Origin of the sequence: Burkholderia sp. AU18528, from assembly GCF_002223215.2 — a bacterium.
Taxonomy (GTDB): Bacteria; Pseudomonadota; Gammaproteobacteria; order Burkholderiales; family Burkholderiaceae; genus Burkholderia; species Burkholderia semiarida.
On sequence record NZ_NKFC02000004.1, the window covers coordinates 457,569 to 477,941 of the forward strand.

The following is a 20,373-nucleotide window of genomic DNA, read 5'->3' on the forward strand; positions in this document are numbered from 1 at the left end:
CGCGGAAGGAGAGGAAACCCCGATTTTAGCGCCGAACGCCGCGCGCGCCCGGCGGGGTGTCCCGCAAAAATGGGATAATGCGCGCTTGCCGCCCCGCGCTTTCCGATGCGCCGGGCGCCTCGACATATCCCCCGCCCGCGAGGGCGCCAGACGGCGAGACGAACCATGATCTACAGCATGACGGGCTACGCGAGCGCGACGCGCGAACTCGCGACGGCCACCGGCAACGGCGGCACCAGCGTGTCGGTCGAACTGCGCACCGTGAACTCGCGCTTCCTCGATCTCAATTTCCGGATGCCGGACGACGTGCGCGCGTGCGAATCCGCGCTGCGCGAAATGCTGATGAACAAGCTGTCGCGCGGCAAGGTCGACGTGCGTATCAACCTGCAGCGCGGCGAGCAGAGCATCGGCGCGGGCGCGCTGAACCAGTCGGCGCTCGGCCAGCTTGCCGAACTCGAACGCGCGGTGCTCGATTCGTTCCCGGGCGTCGGCCGCCTGCGCGCGGGCGAGATCCTGCGCTGGCCCGGCGTGCTCGCCGAGAGCGGCGTGTCGGCCGAGGCGATCCGCGATGCGGTGCTCGCCTGCGGGAAGGAAGCGATCGGCGAGCTCGTCGTCGTGCGTTCGCGCGAAGGCGCGCAACTGGCGGCAATGCTGCTGTCGAACGTCACCGAGATGGAGGCGATCGTCGCGCGCATCACGCCGCTCGTGCCGGAGCTGATCGCGAAGCATCAGCAGAAGATCGTCGAGCGGCTGCAGGAAGCGCTCGGCATCGCGGCGCCCGAAGGCGGCTCGACGGTCGTCACGCGCGAGGAAGCCGCGGAGCGCATCCGTCAGGAAGTGACGATGTACGGGATCCGGATCGACATCGCGGAAGAGCTGTCGCGGCTCACCGCGCACCTGAACGAAACGCGTCACGTGATCGAGAAGGGCGGCCGCGTCGGCAAGCGTCTCGACTTCATGATGCAGGAACTGAATCGCGAAGCGAACACGCTCGGCTCGAAGGCGGCGGCGAAGGAACTCGCCGACGCGTCGATGGCGCTGAAGCTGCTGATCGAGCAGATGCGCGAGCAAGTGCAAAACCTGGAGTAAAAGAGATGAAACGACCCCCACGCTCACTATGTTTGCTGCCCTCCGAGGGGGCGGCCCGGCGGAGGCTGTCATGACCGATTCCCATCGCGACGGCCACGCGTCGCATTCGCTGCACGGCGGCGTCTATCCCGGTAACCTGTTCATGGTCGTCGCGCCGTCGGGCGCCGGCAAGTCGACGCTCGTGAATGCGCTGCTGTCGAAGGACAGCGACATCTGCCTGTCGATCTCGTACACGACGCGCAAGCCGCGCCCCGGCGAGCAGGACGGCCAGCACTACCACTTCACGACCGTCGAGGATTTCCGCGCGCGTCACGCGGCGCACGAATTCCTCGAGAGCGCGGAAGTGCACGGCAACTACTACGGCACGTCGCGCGTCTGGATCGAGGAGCAGATGCAGAACGGCCACGACGTGCTGCTCGAAATCGACTGGCAAGGCGCGTTGCAGGTGAAGAAGCAGTTCCGCAACGCGGTCGGCATCTTCATCCTGCCGCCGTCGCTCGACGCGCTCGAGGAGCGCCTGAAGAAGCGCGGCCAGGACGAGCCGAACGTGATCACGCGACGCCTGCTGGCGGCCGGCAGCGAGATCGCGCACGCGTCGGAAGCGGAATACGTGGTGATCAACGAGAATTTCGAGCGTGCGCTCGCGGAACTCGAATGCATCGTCGCGGCGACGCGCCTGCGTTTTGCTTCGCAGTACGCGCGACACACGGAGCTGTTCATCGAGCTCGGCATCCATCTGCCCCACGCGGAATGACGCGGGGCACGAGGGACATAAGGTAGAATAAGGACTATATTCAGAAGGAATCACCAACATGGCTCGCATTACCGTCGAAGACTGCCTGAAGCAAATCCCGAATCGCTTCGAACTGGCGCTCGCCGCCACCTATCGCGCGCGGCAGCTCGCGCAAGGCCATACGCCGAAAATCGAAAGCCGCGACAAGCCGACCGTCGTCGCGCTGCGCGAAATCGCTGCCGGCCAGGTCGGCGTCGAGATGCTGAAGAAGGTGCCGGTGTAACGCGCATCCGGCCCGTTCCAGCCATGTAGTCCACGCGCGCAACGACTCGACCTGGAGGCGAATATGAGCACCACCCCATCGTCCGCCTCCGCGGATCCGACCACCGAAGCCACGGCTCAGTCGCCTGCGCGCCAGTACATCGACGCGGTCCTCGAACAATCCTTCCGGCATCTGTTCGGGCCGACCGCCACCCCGGAGCAGCCGCGCAAGCACGGCGTCGTTTCGATCGCGAAACTGACGGCCGCGCTTGCCGAGTATCTCGCTCCGGACGAAATCAAAGAGGTCAAGGCGGCGTTCCACTTCAGCGACGAAGCCCACCTCGGTCAATATCGCCAGAGCGGCGAACCCTACATCACCCATCCCGTCGCCGTCGCGGAAATCTGCGCCGGCTGGAAGCTCGACGCGCAGGCCGTGATGGCCGCGTTGCTGCACGACGTGATGGAAGACCAGGGCGTGACCAAGAACGAGCTGGCCGAGCGGTTCGGCCCGAAGGTCGCCGAACTGGTCGACGGCCTGTCGAAGCTCGACAAGATGGAATTCCGCAGCCGCGAGGAAGCGCAGGCGGAAAACTTCCGCAAGATGCTGCTCGCGATGGCGCGCGACGTGCGCGTCATTCTCGTGAAGCTCGCCGATCGCCTGCACAACATGCGCACGCTCGGCGCGGTACCGATGGAAAAGCGCCGCCGCGTCGCGCGCGAAACGCTCGACATCTACGCGCCGATCGCACACCGGCTCGGGTTGAACAACACGTATCGCGAGCTGCAGGACATGAGCTTCGCGAACTTCAACCCGCATCGCTACGCGACGCTCGAGAAGGCCGTGAAGGCCGCGCGCGGCAATCGCCGCGAAGTGATCAGCAAGATCCTCGAGGCCGCGCAGCGTGCGATGGCCGACGCGAAGATCGACGCCGAGATCACCGGCCGCGAGAAGACCATCTACAGCGTCTATCGCAAGATGCGCGACAAGCAGTTGTCGTTCTCGCAGGTGCTCGACGTGTACGGCTTTCGCGTCGTCGTCGACAGCCCGCTCGACTGCTACACGTGCATCGGCGCGCTGCACGCGCTGTACAAGCCCGTGCCCGGCAAGTTCAAGGATTACATCGCGATCCCGAAGATCAACGGCTATCAGTCGCTGCACACGACGCTCGTCGGCCCGTTCGGCGCGCCGATCGAGTTCCAGGTGCGCACGCGCAAGATGCACGAGATCGCCGAGGCGGGCGTCGCCGCGCACTGGCTGTACAAGAACGGCAGCGCCGATCTCAGCGACGTGCAGAAGCGCGCGCACCAGTGGCTGAAGTCGCTGCTCGACATCCAGAGCGAAGCGGGCGATTCGAGCGAATTCCTCGAGCACGTGAAGATCGACCTGTTCCCCGACGCGGTCTACGTGTTCACGCCGAAGTCGAAGATCATGGCGCTGCCGCGCGGTGCGACGGCGCTCGATTTCGCGTATTCGATCCACAGCGATCTCGGCAACCAGTGCGTGGCCGTGAAGATCAACAACGAGCTGCTGCCGCTGCGCACCGAGCTGAAGAGCGGCGACATCGTCGAAGTGATCACCGCGCCGTATTCGAAGCCGAATCCCGCGTGGCTCGGCTTCGTGCGTACCGGCAAGGCGCGCTCGGCGATCCGCCACTACCTGAAGACGATGCGCCTGAACGAGTCCGTGCAGCTGGGCGAGCGGCTCGTCGACCAGAGCCTGAAGGGCTATGGCCTCGCGCTGGCCGATGTCGAGCCGGAAGTGTGGGAGAAGCTCGTGCAGTGGACGGGCAACAAGAGCCGGCAGGAAATCTTCGCGGACATCGGCCTCGGCCGCCGCGTCGCCGCGGTGATGGCCAAGCGCATCGAGGTGCTGATGAGCGGCCGCGACGCGGACGACGATCTGCCGAAGTCCGAGCGGCATCCCGCGCATCATGCGCCGCCGGTCGTGATTACCGGCACCGAGGGGATGTCCGTGCAGTTGTCCGCATGCTGCCGACCGATCCCGGGCGACGCGATCATGGGTTACATCGGCATCGGTCTGGGCATGGCGATTCATACGACGGATTGCCGTGTCGCGCAGCGCATCCATCGCCGCGATCCGGGCCGCTGGATCGACGTCGAATGGGCGCCGCAGCCGGGCCGCCTGTTCGATGTCGCGGTGAAGGCGCTCGTGAAGAACACGAAGGGCATCTTCGCGCGCGTCGCGGCGGACATCACGTCGGCCGACGCGAACATCGTCCATATCGCGATGGACGAGGATCTGACCCACGAATCGACGGTGCTGCGCTTCGTGATCCAGGTCAGCGACCGCGTGCATCTCGCGAACGTGATGCGGCGCGTGAGAACCAATCCGGACGTGATGCGGATCATGCGAGAGCGCTCGACCGACGACGGGGCGCATGCGCGCCACGACGGTGGCATGCGCATCGAGCGCGAGCGGCAGGATTACTGACATTCACGCGCCCCTTCGCGGGGGGAGTGCGGTGATCCACGGACGGCGGCCAATGGCCGCCGTTTTCGTTGAGGCGGGCGAAACTGCACGCGACGTTTGCCGAAGGCGTGCGAGGCGATGGTGCGGACGAGGGGAGGCGGGCGCAAAAAGAAAAAGGGCTTTCCCGGAGGAAAGCCCTTTTAAGGTGGCGCGGCTGGCAGGATTCGAACCCACGACCCCTTGGTTCGTAGCCAAGTACTCTATCCAACTGAGCTACAGCCGCACGCAAAACGGTACTGCTTCAACTGTCGGAACCTTCTGCGATGGGAAGGCCCCCAAATAAGTGGCGCGGCTGGCAGGATTCGAACCCACGACCCCTTGGTTCGTAGCCAAGTACTCTATCCAACTGAGCTACAGCCGCACGCAACAACACACTTCTACTGCTTCGAACTGAAAGGGCCTTCGGTTCGGAAGGCCCTCGAAAAGGTGGCGCGGCTGGCAGGATTCGAACCCACGACCCCTTGGTTCGTAGCCAAGTACTCTATCCAACTGAGCTACAGCCGCACGCAGAAGCGGAAGTATAGCAGAGTCGTATAAAAAGGGAAGCCTTATTCGCGAATTTGGTGCGATGGCCTTGGCCGGGCGCCCTTCGTGTACCCTTGGAGCATCAGTCATTCACGTTGAATCCGCATCATGAACAAGGCGTTTGTCAAAGAGTCGGACGGTGACGACGACGATCTCGACCCGGCTCAACCCGCGATTCCGGCGGGCGCGAAGAACTACATCACGCCGGCCGGCCACAAGCGGCTGAGGGACGAGCTGCTGAACCTGATCGACGTCGAACGTCCCGAGGTCGTGCGGCTCGTGTCGTGGGCGGCCTCGAACGGCGACCGGTCGGAGAACGGCGATTACATCTACGGCAAGCGGCGGCTTCGCGAGATCGATCGCCGCATCCGCTTCCTGACGAAGCGGCTCGACCTCGCCGAGGTCGTCGACGCGAGCCGGCAGGAGAACGTCGACCAGGTATTCTTCGGCGCGACGGTCGATTACGAGACGCCGGACGGCGAGGACCACACGGTGACGATCGTCGGCATCGACGAGGTCGATCTCGACCGCGGCTGCGTCAGCTGGATTTCGCCGGTCGCGCGTGCGCTGATCAAGGCGAAGATCGGCGATACCGTCACGCTGATGACGCCGGCCGGCCCTCAGCCGATCGACATACTCGACGTCCGGTATCCGGCGCGCGGCGACGCCTGAGCGTCGGCCGGCGCGACGCGGCAAAGCAAAAGCGCCCCGTCGGGGCGCTTCGTCTTTCCGCGTACGGCGATGTGCCGGTCGCTCAGAAGCGATGGCGCAAGCCGGCCGTGACCGCGATCTGCTTGTTGGTCGACGATGCGGCGCCCAGCCCGTTGATGTTGGCGCCGAGGTCGAGCCCGTCGCTGTTGACCTTCTGGAACTCGCCCTGCAGGTACACGTCGGTGCGCTTCGACAGCGCGTAGTCGGCTTGCAGGTTGAACTGGTGCCAGGTCGGCTTGTCGCCGGACAGGCGGCCCTGCGTATACGTGTAGGAGCCGGCGAGCGACAGGGCCGGCGTCAGCGCGTAGCGGCCGTTGACTTCGTAGTTGCTGAAGCGGCCGCTGTCGCCAAGGCCCGTGATGCCGCCCGTCACGCCCGATTGGCCGGCGCTGATCGCGCGCAGGCCGCTAAGGCGCGTCTGCGTGAACACGAAGCCGACCGTCGCGGGGCCGAACCCGTAATTCAGGCCGGCGCCCCAGGTACGCTGCACGCGCGACGCGAAGGTCCAGTCGCCGGTGACCGCACCCGGATCGGAGGCGGCCTGCGCGAGCGCGTTGACGTCGCTGTTCAACTGCAGGTAGGCCGCGGCGAAATTGAAGCCGAGGTAGCTGTACGACACGCCGCCGCTATACGCGCGGTTGTTCGCGAACGCCGACGAATTCGAGAACCCGTACAACGCACCGAACTTGAGGCCGCCGTAGTTGGCGCTCTGGTACTTGACCGAGTTGTTGATCCGGAACGAGTTGTTCAGGTTGTCGTTGTCGAACGGGTGGGCGAACTGGGTGCCGCCATACTGGGTACCGGTCAGCGACAGCGGCCCGAGATAGTCGACCACGCTGTCGTATTGACGGCCCAGCGTCAGCGAGCCGTAGGTGGTGTGCGCGAGGCCCACGAACGCCTGCCGGCCGAATTCGCGGCCGTTCTGCTTGAGCGTGCCGTTGTTGATGCCGAAACCGTTTTCCAGCGTGAAGATAGCTCTCAGGCCGCCGCCGAGATCCTCGGTGCCGCGCAAGCCCCATCGGCTGCCGTTGATCGAACCGCTCGTTTCCTGCCAGGCGCTGTGGCCATGCTGATTGTTCGTGTAGGTGATGCCTGCGTCGATCAGGCCGTACAGCGTCACGCTGCTTTGCGCATGGGCTGCGGTGACGAATACACCCGACAACGCGGCGACGATCAAGGTCTTTTTCATGGATCTGTCTCCAAACAGGATGTCGATCGAACCTGCGGCGGACTGGCCGTGTTCGCCTGACGCCGTAGTCGCTCCGGCGGCGCGGCCGTGCGATCGTCAGAAAGCCACCTTCAGTGTATGAAGGGCGTCGAGCGAGGGCGGCTGGCGCTTTAAGAAATAATGTATTTTGGAATCCGCAAAAATCGACGGGTGCGCGCGAACGCTTGTCCCGCAAGGATCTGCGGCGGTGCAGCGAAAGGAAGCAGCAATGGGAACGACGTAACGGGCGTTGCGCGGCCGCGACAGACAGTCAGCAGCGAGCGGGGGCTTCTATAGCGCGATTATTGACACATCGGCAATAGAGGTTTGTGCGGAGCATGGATAATGAAAGGTAGTTCTCTCGCTATACTGCGATCTCTGCTTTCCGAAGCAGACTTTTTCGTTGACGGAAAAGATCTCCAAACCTTTGTCGGCGCGACTTCCCAGTCGCGCTTTTTTTTGCCCCGCTGCGCGGTGCGCTACCGCGTGTACGAGCGGCGCTTGCGCTTGCCTGCAGGCGCGGCTTCTTCTGCTTCGATCGGCGGCGGCGTGTAGGTCCAGTCTTCCATCACGTAGTGACGGGCATCCAGAGGCGATGCGAGCAGGTTCTGCCAGTGATCGCCGTGCCACGTCATATCGAATTCGGCGTCGCACGGCGCTTCGCGCGCGGACTCGGCCAGGGCGCGGGACTTGCGACGTACGCGCCCGAGCCGGCTCGCGAAGCGCTTGATTCCGTCCAGCCACATGACCCTCTCCTTCCTTTCGGCGTTGCTTCAGGATCGCAATGTCTCCGCATTTCCGCAACCCGGAAAAAACCCGAGGATTTTACCGGGTCGATTTGTCCCCGGTAGAAATTTCGCTCCCGATGATTATCGAGGATCCGATCCCGGTAATGTTGACAGGTTTTTGATGCGAATCAATTAATCAAGGATGATGGTGTACCGATTCCAGCGGTATTAGCATCTTTTCGATAAAGCACACGTCAAAAATTTTCTTGACGCACCCGGATTGTCCAATTTATAAAGTCAGCACTCCGTCCTCGGGCGGCGCGCCGGTGCGGATGCCGGCGCAATGTTTCGGGATTTCGGGTAACGGCTATAAAAATAGCTTTTTTGATCTTATCGAGTGGGGAACGCAGACATGGATACCGGTATCGTGAAATGGTTTAACGATGCTAAAGGTTTTGGGTTTATTACGTCGGACAATGGCGGTGAAGATTTGTTTGCGCACTTTTCCGAAATCCGGATGGACGGCTTCAAGACGCTGAAGGAAAACCAGCGTGTTTCGTTCGACGTCAAAGTCGGGCCGAAAGGCAAGCAGGCAGCGAATATCCAGGCGGTCTGACGCGCCTCGCATTGCCGATCACGTCCGGCCCCCGCATCGCGGGGGCTTTTTGTTTTCCGGGGACGGAGCATGCCGGCTCGGGCTGGCCGCGAGTACGCATGCCGGTGCATACTCACGAAAGCACCGTTTCCCAGTCTTTTCATGTCCGATTCCCGTCCGCCCGATCCCGCCAGCGAACAGCCGCTAGTCTTCGTCGACCTTGAAACCACCGGCGGCTCGTCCGCCGACCATCGCATCACCGAAATCGGCGTGGTCGAAATCGGGCCGCTCGGCGTGTCGACGTGGACGAGCCTCGTCAATCCGGGGCAGGCGATTCCGCCGTTCATCCAGCAACTGACGGGCATCTCGGACGCGATGGTGCGCGATGCGCCGACGTTCGCGTCGCTCGCGCCGGCGCTGTTCGAGCGGCTCGACGGCAAGCTGTTCGTCGCGCACAACGCGAGCTTCGATCGCGGCTTCCTGCGCGCCGAATTCGAGCGAGCCGGGCTTGCCTTCAATCCCGATGTGCTCTGTACTGTAAGGCTGTCGCGCGCGCTGTTTCCGCGCGAATCGCGGCACGGGCTCGATGCGTTGATCGAGCGGCATGGGCTCGTGCCGGCCGCGCGCCACAGGGCGCTGGCCGATGCCGACCTCCTCTGGCAGTTCTGGCGCCAACTGCACGACATCGTGCCGCTCGAGCGGCTGCGCGACCAGATCGCGCGGACGACGCGCCACTTCCGTCTGGGCGGCGACCTGACCGAGGCGTGGCTGGATACCGCGCCGGCAGGGTGCGGCGCGTATGCGCTGTTCGGCGAGCGCGACGAAGCGCTGTATGTCGGCCGCAGCGTGCGCGTGCGGCAGCGGCTGCGCGCGCTGCTGACCGGCGAGCGCCGGTCGTCGAAGGAAATGCGGCTGGCGCAGCAGGTGCGGCGCGTCGAGTGGCGCGAGACCGGCAACGAGCTCGGGGCGATGCTTGCCGAAGCGCAATGGATCGCGCGGTTGCGTCCGTCGTACAACCGGCGCCCCGCAGCCGACGCCGCTCGCGCGGGCGGTGCGCCCTGGCCGTTCGACGGCGCCGTCGCGTTCGAGGCGAACGGCGAGCGCCGCCTGTTTCACGTGATCGACGGCTGGTGCTATCTCGGTTCGGCGGAATCGCTCGATGCGGCCGCGCGGCTCGTGGCCGACACGGCGGGCGGGGCGTTCGAACCCTTCACCCATCGCCTGCTGCAGACGCATCTCGCGCGCGGCTTGCAGATGATTCCGCTCGCGGCGCTCACGCCGGCCGATTGAGCGCGGCGGCCCGGGTCCGTCGCCTCGCCTGCGTCAGCCGATCGCGCTGGCCCCGCCGGCGGCGCACACGTGTGACAGCGCGGTATCGAGGGCCTGCGTCTGCCTCGAATCGTAACGCGTGAGCGTCTTCCAGTTCGCGATGCTGCGCGCGAGCCGCGCCTGGCAATCGGGCGCCTCGCGCAGCGGGGCGACCTGCGCGAGACCGGCGAGCATTTTCTGCGTCAGCCGGTCGAGTGCCGGCCGCGTGCTGGTCGCGAGGTCGGGCGGCGTGCCTTCCGGCGGCCGCGTCGTGCGCCAGGTCGCGAACAGTGCGTTCTGCACGTCCTTGCTCGCCGTGATCTGATCCTCGAAGAAGGTTCGGGCAAACGCGGGATCGACGCCGGCCTGGACGGCGCGTTTTTCGACCGCGGTGAGCAGCGCCGCTTCGCGCGGCTGGTCCTCGATGGCCTTGTGATTCGCCCATTTCCATCGCGCGACCGGTTCGGCGAGCGCGAGCCGCTGCGACGCGAGCGCGACGATGTTGGTGAGGGCGGTGTCGTCGCCGTCTGCACGGGCGGTATGCGGGGAGAAGAGGGCGACGCCGAGCGCGGCGACAGCGAGGCTGGCACGAATGGCTTGCTTCATCGGAACGATCGGGAGAGCCGGGCGGGCCGGACGTGGAAAACCAGAAGGATAGACGAAGACAGTCGCGCGGCGTAGCGTCGCGACAGCAGAATCAGCAGGCGAGCCGATCCGGCACCGTCAGGCTGTTGCGGCCCGGGTGCGAGGCGAATGGCGCGCGAGGCGCACGGATGAACCGCACGATAGCGATGATCGACACGTGGCGGTTACAGAACCGAACTGACGTTCACTTCGGCGAGTACAGCTTGTGCTGCTCGTCGAAGAATGCCCGAACGTGCTCGGGCAACTCGGCGAGGAATTCCACGCCGACGGGTTCCGGATCCGGGCTCATCACTTGCTCGGGTGGTGGCATGCGAGTTGGTCTTTCGTCCATGATCGTTTCTCCAGCAGGTTCAATGATTATCAACCTCGCGCTCGGATTTATGCCAGCGTCGAATCGTTAGATTTTGTCTCTGTTGTATTAACGGCACATGCGCTCCGACGCGCGGTGCGATGCCCGGTATGGCAACCGCGCGATCGGCAACGATCGGGCCGCTTGCTATACTTGCGCGCACTTTTTCCTGGACCGCGATGAGACGAACGACGCGATGGATCGGCCTCGTATGGCTGGCGCTGGTACTGAACGTACTGTCGCCCGTCGTCGGCTACGCGCGTCTTGCGTCGAACGGCTCCGGCACGCTCACGCTCGAGTTGTGCAGTGCAGCGGGCGCCCGTCAGGTCGTGCTCGCGCAAGCGGGCGACGACCGCGACACGTCGTCGTTCGACCACGCCGGCGTCCCGCATTGCGTGTACTGCCCCGGCTTCGCGGCGAACGTCGCGCTGGGCGCGAGCCTGCCCGCGATGCCGGGTTTCGTGCGCACGTTCGCGTATCGGGTGGCTGCGCCGCTCGTTCCCGACGTGCGCTGCAAGGGCATCCGTCTCGCGCAGCCGCGCGCCCCGCCTGAAAACGTTCCGGTCTGATTGATGTCGTCCGCGCGCCCTGGTGGCGTGCGAGCCGCCCGCGGCCCCGGCCCGCGCGTCGCGTCGTTCGTGCGCGATTCGCGCCCCGGTGTCCGGCGGCGTCCGATCACGTTTTCAGGAACTCACTCATGTCGTCTCCCCTTGCCGCGCGGCCGTCGCGCGGCCAGCTCGCGCTCGCATGCGCGGCCGCTTTCGCATGGCCGGCCGCTTACGCGGCTTCAGCCGACGATGTCCGTGCCGAGGCCGCCCGCGGCGGTCACGCCGATCGTCCTGCCGCCACCGCGCCGGCCTCCGCCGGTGTCGCCGCATCGGCCGCGCCGGCCGGCGAGACGCTGTCCGCCGTCAGCGTGACCGCGCAGCGGCAACCCGTCGATCCGGATACGCCGGCCGTCGTCACGTCGATCACCCGCGAGCAGATCGATGCGTACACCAACGTCACCACCGAGGACGCGCTGAAGTACGCGCCGAACCTGATGGTTCGCAAGCGCTACATCGGCGACCGCAATAGCGTATTCGCGGGCCGCGACTTCAATGAACTGCAGAGCGCGCGCGGGCTCGTCTATGCCGACGGCGTGCTGCTGTCGAACCTGCTCGGTTCGAGCTATGCGTACCCGCCGCGCTGGTCGCTGATTCCGCCCGACGACATCGCGCGCGTCGACGTGCTCTATGGCCCGTTTTCCGCGCTGTATCCGGGCAACTCGATCGGCTCGACCGTGCTGCTCACCACGCGCCGCCCGGAACAGCTCGAGGCGTCGCTGTCGACGCAGTTCTTCACGCAGCGTTACCACGACGGCTACGGATTCGCGGACAGCTTCGGCGGCAATCACCAGACCGCGCGGATCGCGAACCGCGTCGGCCGGTTCTGGTTCGCGCTGTCGCTCGACCGGCTGGAAAACGACGGCCAGCCGATGCAGTATGCGAGCCCCAATTCCGCCTACAACCCGAAGCTGGGCGCCGCCGTCCCGGTGGCGGGCGCGGCGACCGACATCGGACCCAACGGCAAGCGGCGGACCATCGTCGGCGCGCAGACGATCGAGCGGACCGAGCAGCTCAACGAGACGGTGCGGATGGGCTATGCGTTTTCCGATCACGTCGATGCGACGTTGACGCTCGGGCATTGGGAGAACCATTACCGGCAGCACGGCGAGACCTTCCTGCGCGACGCGACGGGCAAGCCGGTCTACGGCGGCAACGTGTCGATCGGCGGCCAGAACATGACTGTCGCGCCGAACGCGTTCGCGCCGCAGCGCGGCGACCAGGAGAACTGGCTGTACGCGCTCGGGTTGAACGGCCGGCTCGATTCCGGCTGGCGGCTGTCGGGCGTCGTGTCCGCGTACGACGTCTCGCGCGACGTGCTGCGCGCGGCCTCGACCGTGCAGGGCGGGGCGGGTACGCTGTTCGAGGGCGACGGCACCGGCTGGCGCACGCTCGACCTGAAGGCCGAGGCGCCGGAAGTGAAAGGCCATACGTTCACGTTCGGCTATCACTACGACAACTACTTCCTGCGCAACGCCACGTACAACACGGCCGACTGGCTGGCCGGGCCGACCACGTCGCTCGCGAGCGTCTATCGCGGCGATACGCGCACGCAGGCGCTGTTCGGGCAGGACGCGTGGCGCTTCGCGCCGGGCTGGCTCGCGACGCTCGGGCTGCGCTACGAGCGCTGGGACGCGTATGGCGGCGCGCTCGGCAATGCGAACGGCACGCTCGGCTATGCGGACCGGAGCGCGAACGCGCTGTCGCCGAAAGTCGCGCTGCAATGGGACGCGACGGATGTCTGGCGCTTCCGGCTGTCGTTCGCGACCGGCACGCGGTTTCCGACGGTCGGCGAGCTGTTCCAGGGCACGATTTCGAATAACGCGATCGTCAACAACAACCCGAACCTGCGGCCGGAAAAGGCGATCGACTGGGATTTCACGGCCGAACGCGACGTGGGTGTCGGCGTCGTGCGCGCCAGCGTGTTCCAGAGCGACCTGCGCGATTCGATCTACAGCCAGACGACGGTGGCGGGTGCGACCACCGTCACCAACGTGTCGAACGTCGACCGCGTGCGCGTACGCGGCGTCGAACTCGCGTTCAGCGGCGAGAACGTCGGGCTGCGCGGGCTGAACATCGACGCGAACGTATCGGCGAGCAACGCGCAGATTCTCGCCGATGCCGCGAACCCGGCCTACGTCGGTTCGCGCTTTCCGCGGATTCCGCGCATGCGCGCGAACCTGCTCGCGTCGTATCGCTTCGACGAGCACTGGCTGGCGAGCGTCGGCGTGCGCTACTCGGGCCGTCAGTTCAACACGCTCGACAACAGCGACGTGAATCCGGACGTCTACGGCGGCACGAGCTCGTTTACGGTCGTCGATCTGAAGGCGCGCTACCGCTTCGACCGTCACTGGAGCGCGTCGGCGGGCATCGACAACCTGACGGGCCGCCGCTACTACGTGTTCCACCCGTATCCGGGCCGCACGTTCTATGGAGAACTGAAGTGGTCGCTGTGAAACCGTTCGCGGCAGGCTGCGCGCCGCGGCTCGCGACGCCGTCGTCCGCCGGCGCGCACGAGGCGTCCGGAGGACCGAAAGCCGCCGATTCGCAGGGCGTGCAGTATGCGAACGCGGAGCCGATACCCCAGTGGCTGCGGGTGGCGCTCGATGCGCAATGGAGAGGGGAGATGCCGCGCACCCTGTGGATCGGGCGAGATGGTGTGCGTGAAGCTTCCAGCGGATTGCGGACGGCCGACGTGCTCGACGGCGGCTTGCGGCACGCGAAGCGTTGACGGAGCCGGTGGCGCGCGGCGAACGCGCCGCGCGCCGGCCCGATGCGAAAACGCGCCCGAAGGCGCGTGGAGAGAAAACGTCAGGCCGCTCGCCTGAATAGGCGGATCACGAACAGCAGGATCACCGCGCCGATGACCGCGACGATCACCGAGCCGATGAAGCCGCTGCCGATGCTGATGCCGAGCAGTCCGGCAAGCCAGCCGCCAATCACCGCGCCGACGATCCCGACGATGATGTCGACGATCAGCCCGAAGCCGCCGCCCTTCACGAGCAAGCCGGCCAGCCAGCCGGCGATCGCGCCGATGATGAGCCACATAATCAAGCCATGAGTCATGGTGGTGCTCTCCTTGGGTTGAGTCGAAATGACCGGGCACGGGCGGTCGCGCGCCGCAAGCTGGTTGAAAGCGGCTGCGGCCGCCGCACCGCCCACGCAATGTAACGCGATAGGCGGGTCGGAATCGTTAAGTAATGTTATGCACCCTTAAGGAGATTTTCCAGGGAGATTTGTCTGCGTACGGCTCGATTCGTGCGCGCACCGCGCATGGCGCGCGGCCAAGCCGGTCTGCAGGAATGAGGCGCGGCCGAAAATTCGTCGATCGGGCGCATCGTGGCGTGCATGGGCACCTCGGGCCGTCCGTCGGCAGCGTCGGCTGTCAGCCGCGCAACGGTCACGGCATCGCCGATCGCCAGCAGTGCGAAACGGGCAGGCAAGGGCGAGCAAGAGCGACGTATCGGCTTCACCGATCCGGGGCATCGTGTGGCCCGCGCGGCGGCGTAGAGGGCGTCGCATTCGGCGTCCGTCATCATTCGGTATCCTGACTGACTGGCATTGGTCGAAGTAGGTGGATGGAGCGCGATCGAGCGCGGCGGCCATGGCGTCAATGTGCGAGGCGTGCCCGGCGGCCGGGCACGTGATGGACGATGCTGTTGCTTGCGCCGTACAGGTCGGACAGCCGGCCGTCGGGGCCATGGCCGCCGCGGGCCGAGCCGCTGCGCACCGCGATGGGTGATCGATACGATTGGCTGGCCGCCGCCGAGTGGGGAGAAGTCGTGCGGGAGGTGTGGGCGAGGTGGCGCAGATAACGGCCGCCGCGAGGATCGCGCGCTGCGCGATCGGCAGGGCGTCGTCGACCGGCCTCACGATTTCGGCGCCGGAAAAGAGAAAAGGTCTGACAAGCGATGCTTGTCAGACCTTTATGTCTTGGTGCCGGAGATAGGAGTCGAACCTACGACCTTCGCATTACGAATGCGCTGCTCTACCAACTGAGCTACACCGGCAGCAGAGAAATGAAATTATATGGTCAAATCCGCGATCTTGGCAATAGGTTTTGCGAAATTTTTTCAGCTTGCTGCTACTGCTTCGCGAAACCCTCGATCCGGCGGACTTTCCGCTTCCACTTCACCGCGATGCGACCCGTTAGGGCCACATCGCGAAGGCGCGATTGTACTGATGTCTCGCGCCTCCGTCCAGTGCTGCAGTGCAATTATTTTGCTTCGTCGTGATAGCCGGTCACGCGCTCGACTTCGTTCTTCGAGCCGAGGAATACGGGCACGCGCTGGTGCAGGCCGGTCGGCTGCACTTCCATGATGCGCTGCGTGCCGGTCGTCGCGGCGCCGCCCGCCTGTTCGACGATGAACGCCATCGGGTTCGCTTCGTACATCAGGCGCAGCTTGCCCGGACGATCGGGCGTGCGCTTGTCGGCCGGGTACATGAAGATGCCGCCGCGGTTCAGGATCCGGTGCACGTCCGCGACCATCGACGCGATCCAGCGCATGTTGAAGTTGTCGCCGCGCGGGCCGTCCTTGCCGGCGTTCAGCTCGTCGACGTAACGCTTGACCGGGTCGTACCAGTGGCGGGCGTTCGATGCGTTGATCGCGTATTCGCGCGTGTCGGCCGGGATCTGCATGTTGCTCTGCGTGAGCACCCACGAGCCGACTTCGCGGTCGAGCGTGAAGCAGTTCACGCCGTTGCCGGTCGTCAGCACGAACACCGTCTGCGGGCCGTACACGGCATAGCCGGCCGCGACCTGCTGCGTGCCGGGCTGCAGGAACGATTCCTCGGTCGCCTGCTTGCCGTCCGGGCAGCGCAGCACCGAGAAGATCGTGCCGATCGACACGTTCACGTCGATGTTCGACGAACCGTCGAGCGGGTCGAACACGAGCAGGTATTCGCCGCGCGGGTAGTTCGCCGGGATCGGGAAGAACGTTTCCATTTCCTCCGACGCCATCGCGGCGAGGTTGCCGCCCCATTCGTTCGCGTCGAGCAGGATTTCGTTCGACAGGATGTCGAGCTTTTTCTGCACCTCACCCTGGACGTTCTCGCTGCCGGCGGTGCCGAGTGCTTCGCCGAGCGCGCCCTTCGACACGTTGTAGCTGATCGCCTTGCACGCGCGGGCGACGACTTCGATCAACAGGCGCAGGTCGGCGGGGAGGTTGTTGGTCTCACGTTGCTGTTCGATCAGGAACTTCGACAGCGTGGTGCGGCGGGCAATGGACATGACAGACTCCGAAAGGCGAAAGAATCCTTGAATGGCCGCAATTTTACCCGTCGCGCCTGCGGTGCCGCCGGCTTTTTTCGTCCGGTTACATGGGCGGGCCGCCGAATCGGCCCGGTATCGGGCGACGCCGGCGGGCGGGGCGTTCATCGCAGCCGCGGCCGGTCGGGCGGTCCGACCCCGCGATCGCGAGCGGTTTCAGCCGCGCCCGCGCAATGAAAAAGCCGGTGCCGCGTGAGGCGGCACCGGCCCGATCGCGCGGACGCGACAGTGGGCGATCGCGTGACTTACGCGAGCGCCTTCTCGACGATCTCGCGCACGTCGCGCGATTTCGCGCCGGCGGCGACCTGCTCGAGCGCTTCGCGCATCCGGTCGCGCAGCGCCGGCGTGAAGCGGCGCCACAGTTCGAGCGAGCGCGCGAGGCGCGCCGCGACCTGCGGGTTGATCGCGTCGAGCGCGAGCACCTGTTCCGCCCAGAACGCGTAGCCCGACCCGTCGGCCGCGTGGAATTGCGCGGGGTTCGCCGCGCAGAAGCTGAAGATCAGCGAGCGCGCGCGGTTCGGGTTCTTCAGGTTGAACGCGGGGTGCGCGAGCAGCTTGCGCACCTTCGCGAGCGTCGGCTGCGCGGGCGTACCGCGTTGGGCCGCCTGCATCGCGAACCACTTGTCGATCACGAGCGCTTCCTTTTCGAAGCGACGGTAGAAGTCGTCGAGCGCATGCTCGGCCGGCCCGGTCGCCCCCGCGGCGGACGCCGACAGCAGCGCGCCGAGCGCGGCCGCGCGATCGGTCATGTTGTTCGCCGCGTCGTACTGGGCCGTGGCGAGGCGTACGGCATCGGCCGGATCGTCGAGCTCGGCGAGATACGCGAGCGCGAGGTTCTTCAGCGCGCGGCGGCCCGACGCTTCCGGCGTCGGCTCATAGGCGCCCGGCGTCTGGTGCTGCTCGTATGCGGCGAGCCAGTCGGCGCGCAGCGCGGTTGCGAGCTGGCGGCGCACGAACTGGCGCGCGCGATGCACGGCGGCCGGGTCGGCCTCGGCCATCTGGTCGGCGAGGTAGGTTTCCGACGGCAGCGTGAGCGCGAGTTCGCGGAACGCCGGCGACAGGCTTTCGTCGGTCAGCACGCGGCGGAACGCGGCGACGAAGTTCTCGCCGAGCGCGAGCGGCGCGTCGGCCGCGGCACGCGCGGCGAGCGTGAGCAGCGCGCGCGTCGCGAGGCGCTGGCCGGCTTCCCAGCGGTTGAACGGATCGCTGTCGTGCGCGAGCAGGAACGCGAGATCGTCGTCGCTGTAGTCGTACTCGACGATCACCGGCGCGGAGAAGTTGCGCAGCAGCGACGGCAGCGGCGCTTCCGGCACGTCGACGAACGTGAAGGTCTGCTCGGTGTCGGTGAACTCGAGCACGCGCGTCGTGCCCGATGCGGCGGCCTCGCCGTCCAGACGCAGCGGCAGGTCGCGGCCGTCGCGGCCGATCAGGCCGATCGCGAACGGGATCAGCAGCGGCCCCTGCTGCGTTTCGCGCGCGGCCGGCGACGCGTCGCCGTAGCCTTGCGCGAGGGTGACCGTATAGCGGCGCGCGGCCGCGTCGTACGCGGTGCGCACCGACACGCGCGGCGTGCCGGCCTGGCTGTACCAGCGCTCGAACTGCGCGAGGTCGCGCCCGTTCGCGTCGGCCATTGCGTGGCGGAAGTCGTCGCAGGTCACCGCGTGGCCGTCGTGGCGCTTGAAGTAGAGATCCATCCCCTTGCGGAAGCCGTCGCGGCCGAACAGCGTCTGGTACATCCGCACGACTTCCGAGCCCTTCTCGTAGACCGTCATCGTGTAGAAGTTGTTGATCTCGACGTAGCTCTCCGGGCGTACCGGGTGCGCCATCGGGCCCGCGTCCTCGGCAAACTGCAACTGGCGCAGCACGCGCACGTCCTCGATGCGCTTGACCGCGCGAGCCGCCGATTCGACGTCGTCGCCCGCGGCCATGTCGGCCGAGAATTCCTGGTCGCGGAACACCGTCAGCCCTTCCTTCAGGCTCAACTGGAACCAGTCGCGGCAGGTCACGCGGTTGCCGGTCCAGTTGTGAAAGTACTCGTGGCCGACCACCGACTCGATGTTCGCGAAATCGGTGTCGGTGGCGGTCTCGGGGTTCGCGAGCACGTACTTCGTGTTGAAGATGTTGAGCCCCTTGTTCTCCATCGCGCCCATGTTGAAGTCGCCGACCGCGACGATCATGAAGCGGTCGAGATCGAGCTCGAGGCCGAAGCGCTTCTCGTCCCAGCGGATCGAGTGGATCAGCGAATCCATCGCGTGACGCGTCTTGTCGAGGTCGGCCGGCTCGACCCACACCTGCAGCAGCTTGTCCTTGCCGGAGCCGGTCGTGATCTTCTCCTCGATCGCGACGAGCTTGCCGGCGACGAGCGCGAACAGGTAGCTCGGCTTGCGGAACGGGTCTTCCCACTTCGCGAAGTGGCGGCCGTCGGGCAGGTCTCCCGAATCGACGAGGTTGCCGTTCGACAGCAGCACCGGGTATGCGGCCTTGTCGGCGCGCAGCGTGACGGTGTACGACGCCATCACGTCGGGGCGGTCGAGGAAGTAGGTGATGCGGCGAAAGCCCTCGGCTTCGCACTGCGTGAAGAAGTTGCCGCTCGATACGTAGAGGCCGGACAGCGTCGTATTCTGGTCGGGCGCGCACGCGCTTTCGAGCGTCAGCTCGAAGGCGTCGGGCACGTTCTCGACCGTCAGCCCGTGTTCGTGCGCGCGCACCGCGCCGTGCGGCGCGCCATCCAGCCGCGCGCCGAGGAATTCGAGCGCCTCGCCCATCAGCTCCAGGTGCGGCGCGGGCGCGGCATCCGGATTGCGGCGCACGCGCATCGTATTCCTGACGATCGTGCGGGCCGGCGCGAGATCGAATTCGAGTGCGACGGAATCGATGAGGAAGGCCGGCGGCGTGTAGTCGGCGCGGCGGATCACGGTGGAGGAGGCGTTGTCGGACATGGTCGTCGAGATCGGTGGAGTGGGGGACGGGCCCGTCGCGCGGGCCAGGCGAACCGGGTCATTGTACAAAGGCTTGCGGCGGCGTGTCGGGCGAACTTTTTACCGCTTCCGGCAGTCCGCGTATTATCGACATCCCGTTGTCGTTCGCGCGGTGCGACGAACGGGTGACGGATCGACGAGGATCAACATGAAACGCGAATGGATTTTTCGCGGTGCGGGCTGGGCGGCGGTGCTGTGCGTCGCGCTGCTGACCGGCTGCACCAGCTACGTGACCACCCGGGTCACGGCCTTCTCCGACTGGAGCGGCAGCGACGCGACCCGCACCTATGCGTTCACGCGTACGGACGCGCAGAAGAACAGCATCGAGCAGTCGACCTACGAGCCGATCGTCGCGAACGAGCTGTCCGCGTATGCGTTCCGGCAGGTGCCGCAGTCGCAGGCACGCTATCTGGTCGGGCTGACCTATTCGGTCGGCAGCGATCTCGTGACGGTGCCGCAGCCGGTCTACTATGACCCGTGGTTCATGGGGCCGGGGCCGTACTGGCGAGGCGGGCCGTGGAGCCCCTGGGGCCCGTGGGGGCCCTGGGGGCCGATGCCGGCCGGCTACGTCGCGCAGACGTACCAGGTCTTCGACTATGTGCTCGGCATCCGTATCACCGAGCGCGCGACGGGCAAGGAGGTCTACAACGTGACCGCGCGCACGACCGGCGACAACGGCACGCTGCTGTACGCGATGCCGTTCCTCGCGCGCAGCGCGCTCGCCGATTTTCCGTTGTCGAACGGTGCGGTCCGCACGGTCCGGCTGCCGGTCGACAAGCGGGGCGGGCCGGCGGCGCCGGCCGCCAACGAGCGCGCGGTGCCGGCGGCGCCGGCCTCGGGCGCGGCTGTCGCAAAGTAGCGCGGTATCCGCGTCGGCGC

The 20,373-nt window shown here is 66.1% G+C and carries 17 protein-coding genes, 4 tRNA genes and 1 pseudogene; 11 read left to right on the forward strand and 11 right to left on the reverse strand.

The window, feature by feature from the left end; all coding sequences use genetic code 11:
• Nucleotides 1-165 precede the first annotated feature (165 nt).
• The 4 genes from CFB52_RS04800 to CFB52_RS04815 all read left to right on the forward strand — a co-directional run bounded on the left by CFB52_RS04800 (nucleotide 166) and on the right by CFB52_RS04815 (nucleotide 4,535).
• Nucleotides 166-1,089 (forward strand): YicC/YloC family endoribonuclease, encoded by a 924-nt coding sequence (locus CFB52_RS04800; RefSeq protein WP_059574103.1) that lies wholly within the window; start codon nucleotides 166-168, stop codon nucleotides 1,087-1,089.
• A gap of 70 nt (nucleotides 1,090-1,159) precedes the next feature.
• Complete coding sequence (gene gmk / locus CFB52_RS04805; protein ID WP_059574102.1) at nucleotides 1,160-1,843, forward strand: guanylate kinase; 684 nt, start codon at nucleotides 1,160-1,162, stop codon at nucleotides 1,841-1,843.
• Nucleotides 1,844-1,901: 58 nt separating this feature from the next.
• Nucleotides 1,902-2,105 (forward strand): DNA-directed RNA polymerase subunit omega, encoded by a 204-nt coding sequence (gene rpoZ / locus CFB52_RS04810; protein ID WP_006025620.1) that lies wholly within the window; start codon nucleotides 1,902-1,904, stop codon nucleotides 2,103-2,105.
• 63 nt (nucleotides 2,106-2,168) lie between these two features.
• Entirely contained in the window at nucleotides 2,169-4,535 is a 2,367-nt protein-coding gene (locus CFB52_RS04815; protein WP_027783823.1) for a bifunctional (p)ppGpp synthetase/guanosine-3',5'-bis(diphosphate) 3'-pyrophosphohydrolase, read from the forward strand.
• Between the two features lie 185 nt (nucleotides 4,536-4,720).
• Here CFB52_RS04815 and CFB52_RS04820 read toward each other — a convergent pair.
• From CFB52_RS04820 to CFB52_RS04830, 3 genes are all read right to left on the reverse strand, one after another.
• Nucleotides 4,721-4,797: transfer RNA gene (locus tag CFB52_RS04820), tRNA-Arg, on the reverse strand.
• A 61-nt stretch (nucleotides 4,798-4,858) separates the two neighbouring features.
• Nucleotides 4,859-4,935 (reverse strand) — tRNA-Arg (locus CFB52_RS04825).
• A gap of 66 nt (nucleotides 4,936-5,001) precedes the next feature.
• A tRNA-Arg gene (locus tag CFB52_RS04830) sits at nucleotides 5,002-5,078 on the reverse strand.
• Nucleotides 5,079-5,207: 129 nt separating this feature from the next.
• On the opposite strand from CFB52_RS04830, the gene greB reads away from it, so the two are divergent.
• Nucleotides 5,208-5,771: a transcription elongation factor GreB gene (greB, locus tag CFB52_RS04835; RefSeq protein WP_006486618.1), complete on the forward strand. Its 564-nt coding sequence runs from the start codon at nucleotides 5,208-5,210 to the stop codon at nucleotides 5,769-5,771.
• A gap of 82 nt (nucleotides 5,772-5,853) precedes the next feature.
• Here greB and CFB52_RS04840 read toward each other — a convergent pair whose 3' ends face one another.
• Together CFB52_RS04840 and CFB52_RS04845 are read right to left on the reverse strand one after the other, a co-directional pair.
• Entirely contained in the window at nucleotides 5,854-6,999 is a 1,146-nt protein-coding gene (locus CFB52_RS04840; RefSeq protein WP_059898421.1) for a porin, read from the reverse strand.
• Between the two features lie 497 nt (nucleotides 7,000-7,496).
• On the reverse strand, nucleotides 7,497-7,763 hold the full coding sequence (locus CFB52_RS04845) for a hypothetical protein (protein ID WP_059574101.1): 267 nt from the start codon (nucleotides 7,761-7,763) through the stop codon (nucleotides 7,497-7,499).
• 394 nt (nucleotides 7,764-8,157) lie between these two features.
• Between CFB52_RS04845 and CFB52_RS04850 the strand changes: the two genes are divergently transcribed.
• Nucleotides 8,158-8,361, forward strand: a complete 204-nt coding sequence (locus CFB52_RS04850) for a cold-shock protein (protein ID WP_006476615.1) — start codon at nucleotides 8,158-8,160, stop codon at nucleotides 8,359-8,361.
• A 141-nt stretch (nucleotides 8,362-8,502) separates the two neighbouring features.
• On the forward strand, nucleotides 8,503-9,630 hold the full coding sequence (locus tag CFB52_RS04855) for an exonuclease domain-containing protein (RefSeq protein ID WP_099316169.1): 1,128 nt from the start codon (nucleotides 8,503-8,505) through the stop codon (nucleotides 9,628-9,630).
• Between the two features lie 33 nt (nucleotides 9,631-9,663).
• Here CFB52_RS04855 and CFB52_RS04860 read toward each other — a convergent pair whose 3' ends face one another.
• A complete protein-coding gene (locus CFB52_RS04860; protein ID WP_059574099.1) occupies nucleotides 9,664-10,254 on the reverse strand; it encodes a chorismate mutase in 591 nt (196 codons plus the stop codon).
• A 223-nt stretch (nucleotides 10,255-10,477) separates the two neighbouring features.
• Nucleotides 10,478-10,582 carry a chorismate mutase gene (locus CFB52_RS34535; RefSeq protein ID WP_162484450.1) on the reverse strand — a complete coding sequence of 35 codons (105 nt, stop codon included), beginning with the start codon at nucleotides 10,580-10,582 and terminating at the stop codon, nucleotides 10,478-10,480.
• Nucleotides 10,583-10,821: 239 nt separating this feature from the next.
• On the opposite strand from CFB52_RS34535, the gene CFB52_RS04870 reads away from it, so the two are divergent.
• The 3 genes and pseudogenes from CFB52_RS04870 to CFB52_RS04880 all read left to right on the forward strand — a co-directional run.
• Entirely contained in the window at nucleotides 10,822-11,211 is a 390-nt protein-coding gene (locus CFB52_RS04870) for a DUF2946 domain-containing protein (RefSeq protein WP_059574097.1), read from the forward strand.
• A gap of 128 nt (nucleotides 11,212-11,339) precedes the next feature.
• A complete protein-coding gene (locus CFB52_RS04875) occupies nucleotides 11,340-13,703 on the forward strand; it encodes a TonB-dependent receptor (protein ID WP_099316170.1) in 2,364 nt (787 codons plus the stop codon).
• A 92-nt stretch (nucleotides 13,704-13,795) separates the two neighbouring features.
• A pseudogene (locus tag CFB52_RS04880) lies at nucleotides 13,796-13,978 on the forward strand (TlpA family protein disulfide reductase); the annotation flags it as partial.
• A gap of 80 nt (nucleotides 13,979-14,058) precedes the next feature.
• Here the strand turns inward: CFB52_RS04880 and CFB52_RS04885 are convergent.
• The 4 genes from CFB52_RS04885 to pepN form a co-directional block, all read right to left on the reverse strand.
• Nucleotides 14,059-14,313, reverse strand: a complete 255-nt coding sequence (locus tag CFB52_RS04885) for a GlsB/YeaQ/YmgE family stress response membrane protein (RefSeq protein ID WP_006476609.1) — start codon at nucleotides 14,311-14,313, stop codon at nucleotides 14,059-14,061.
• A gap of 868 nt (nucleotides 14,314-15,181) precedes the next feature.
• Nucleotides 15,182-15,257, reverse strand: a tRNA-Thr gene (locus CFB52_RS04895).
• A 206-nt stretch (nucleotides 15,258-15,463) separates the two neighbouring features.
• The gene (locus CFB52_RS04900) at nucleotides 15,464-16,477 is read right to left on the reverse strand and encodes a class 1 fructose-bisphosphatase (protein WP_059574095.1); all 1,014 of its coding nucleotides are present in this window, start codon (nucleotides 16,475-16,477) and stop codon (nucleotides 15,464-15,466) included.
• A gap of 284 nt (nucleotides 16,478-16,761) precedes the next feature.
• Nucleotides 16,762-19,455, reverse strand: a complete 2,694-nt coding sequence (gene pepN, locus CFB52_RS04905; protein WP_099316171.1) for an aminopeptidase N — start codon at nucleotides 19,453-19,455, stop codon at nucleotides 16,762-16,764.
• A gap of 187 nt (nucleotides 19,456-19,642) precedes the next feature.
• Here pepN and CFB52_RS04910 point away from each other — a divergent pair, with 187 nt between their 5' ends.
• Nucleotides 19,643-20,353, forward strand: a complete 711-nt coding sequence (locus CFB52_RS04910; protein WP_059574093.1) for a DUF4136 domain-containing protein — start codon at nucleotides 19,643-19,645, stop codon at nucleotides 20,351-20,353.
• Nucleotides 20,354-20,373: the final 20 nt, after the last annotated feature.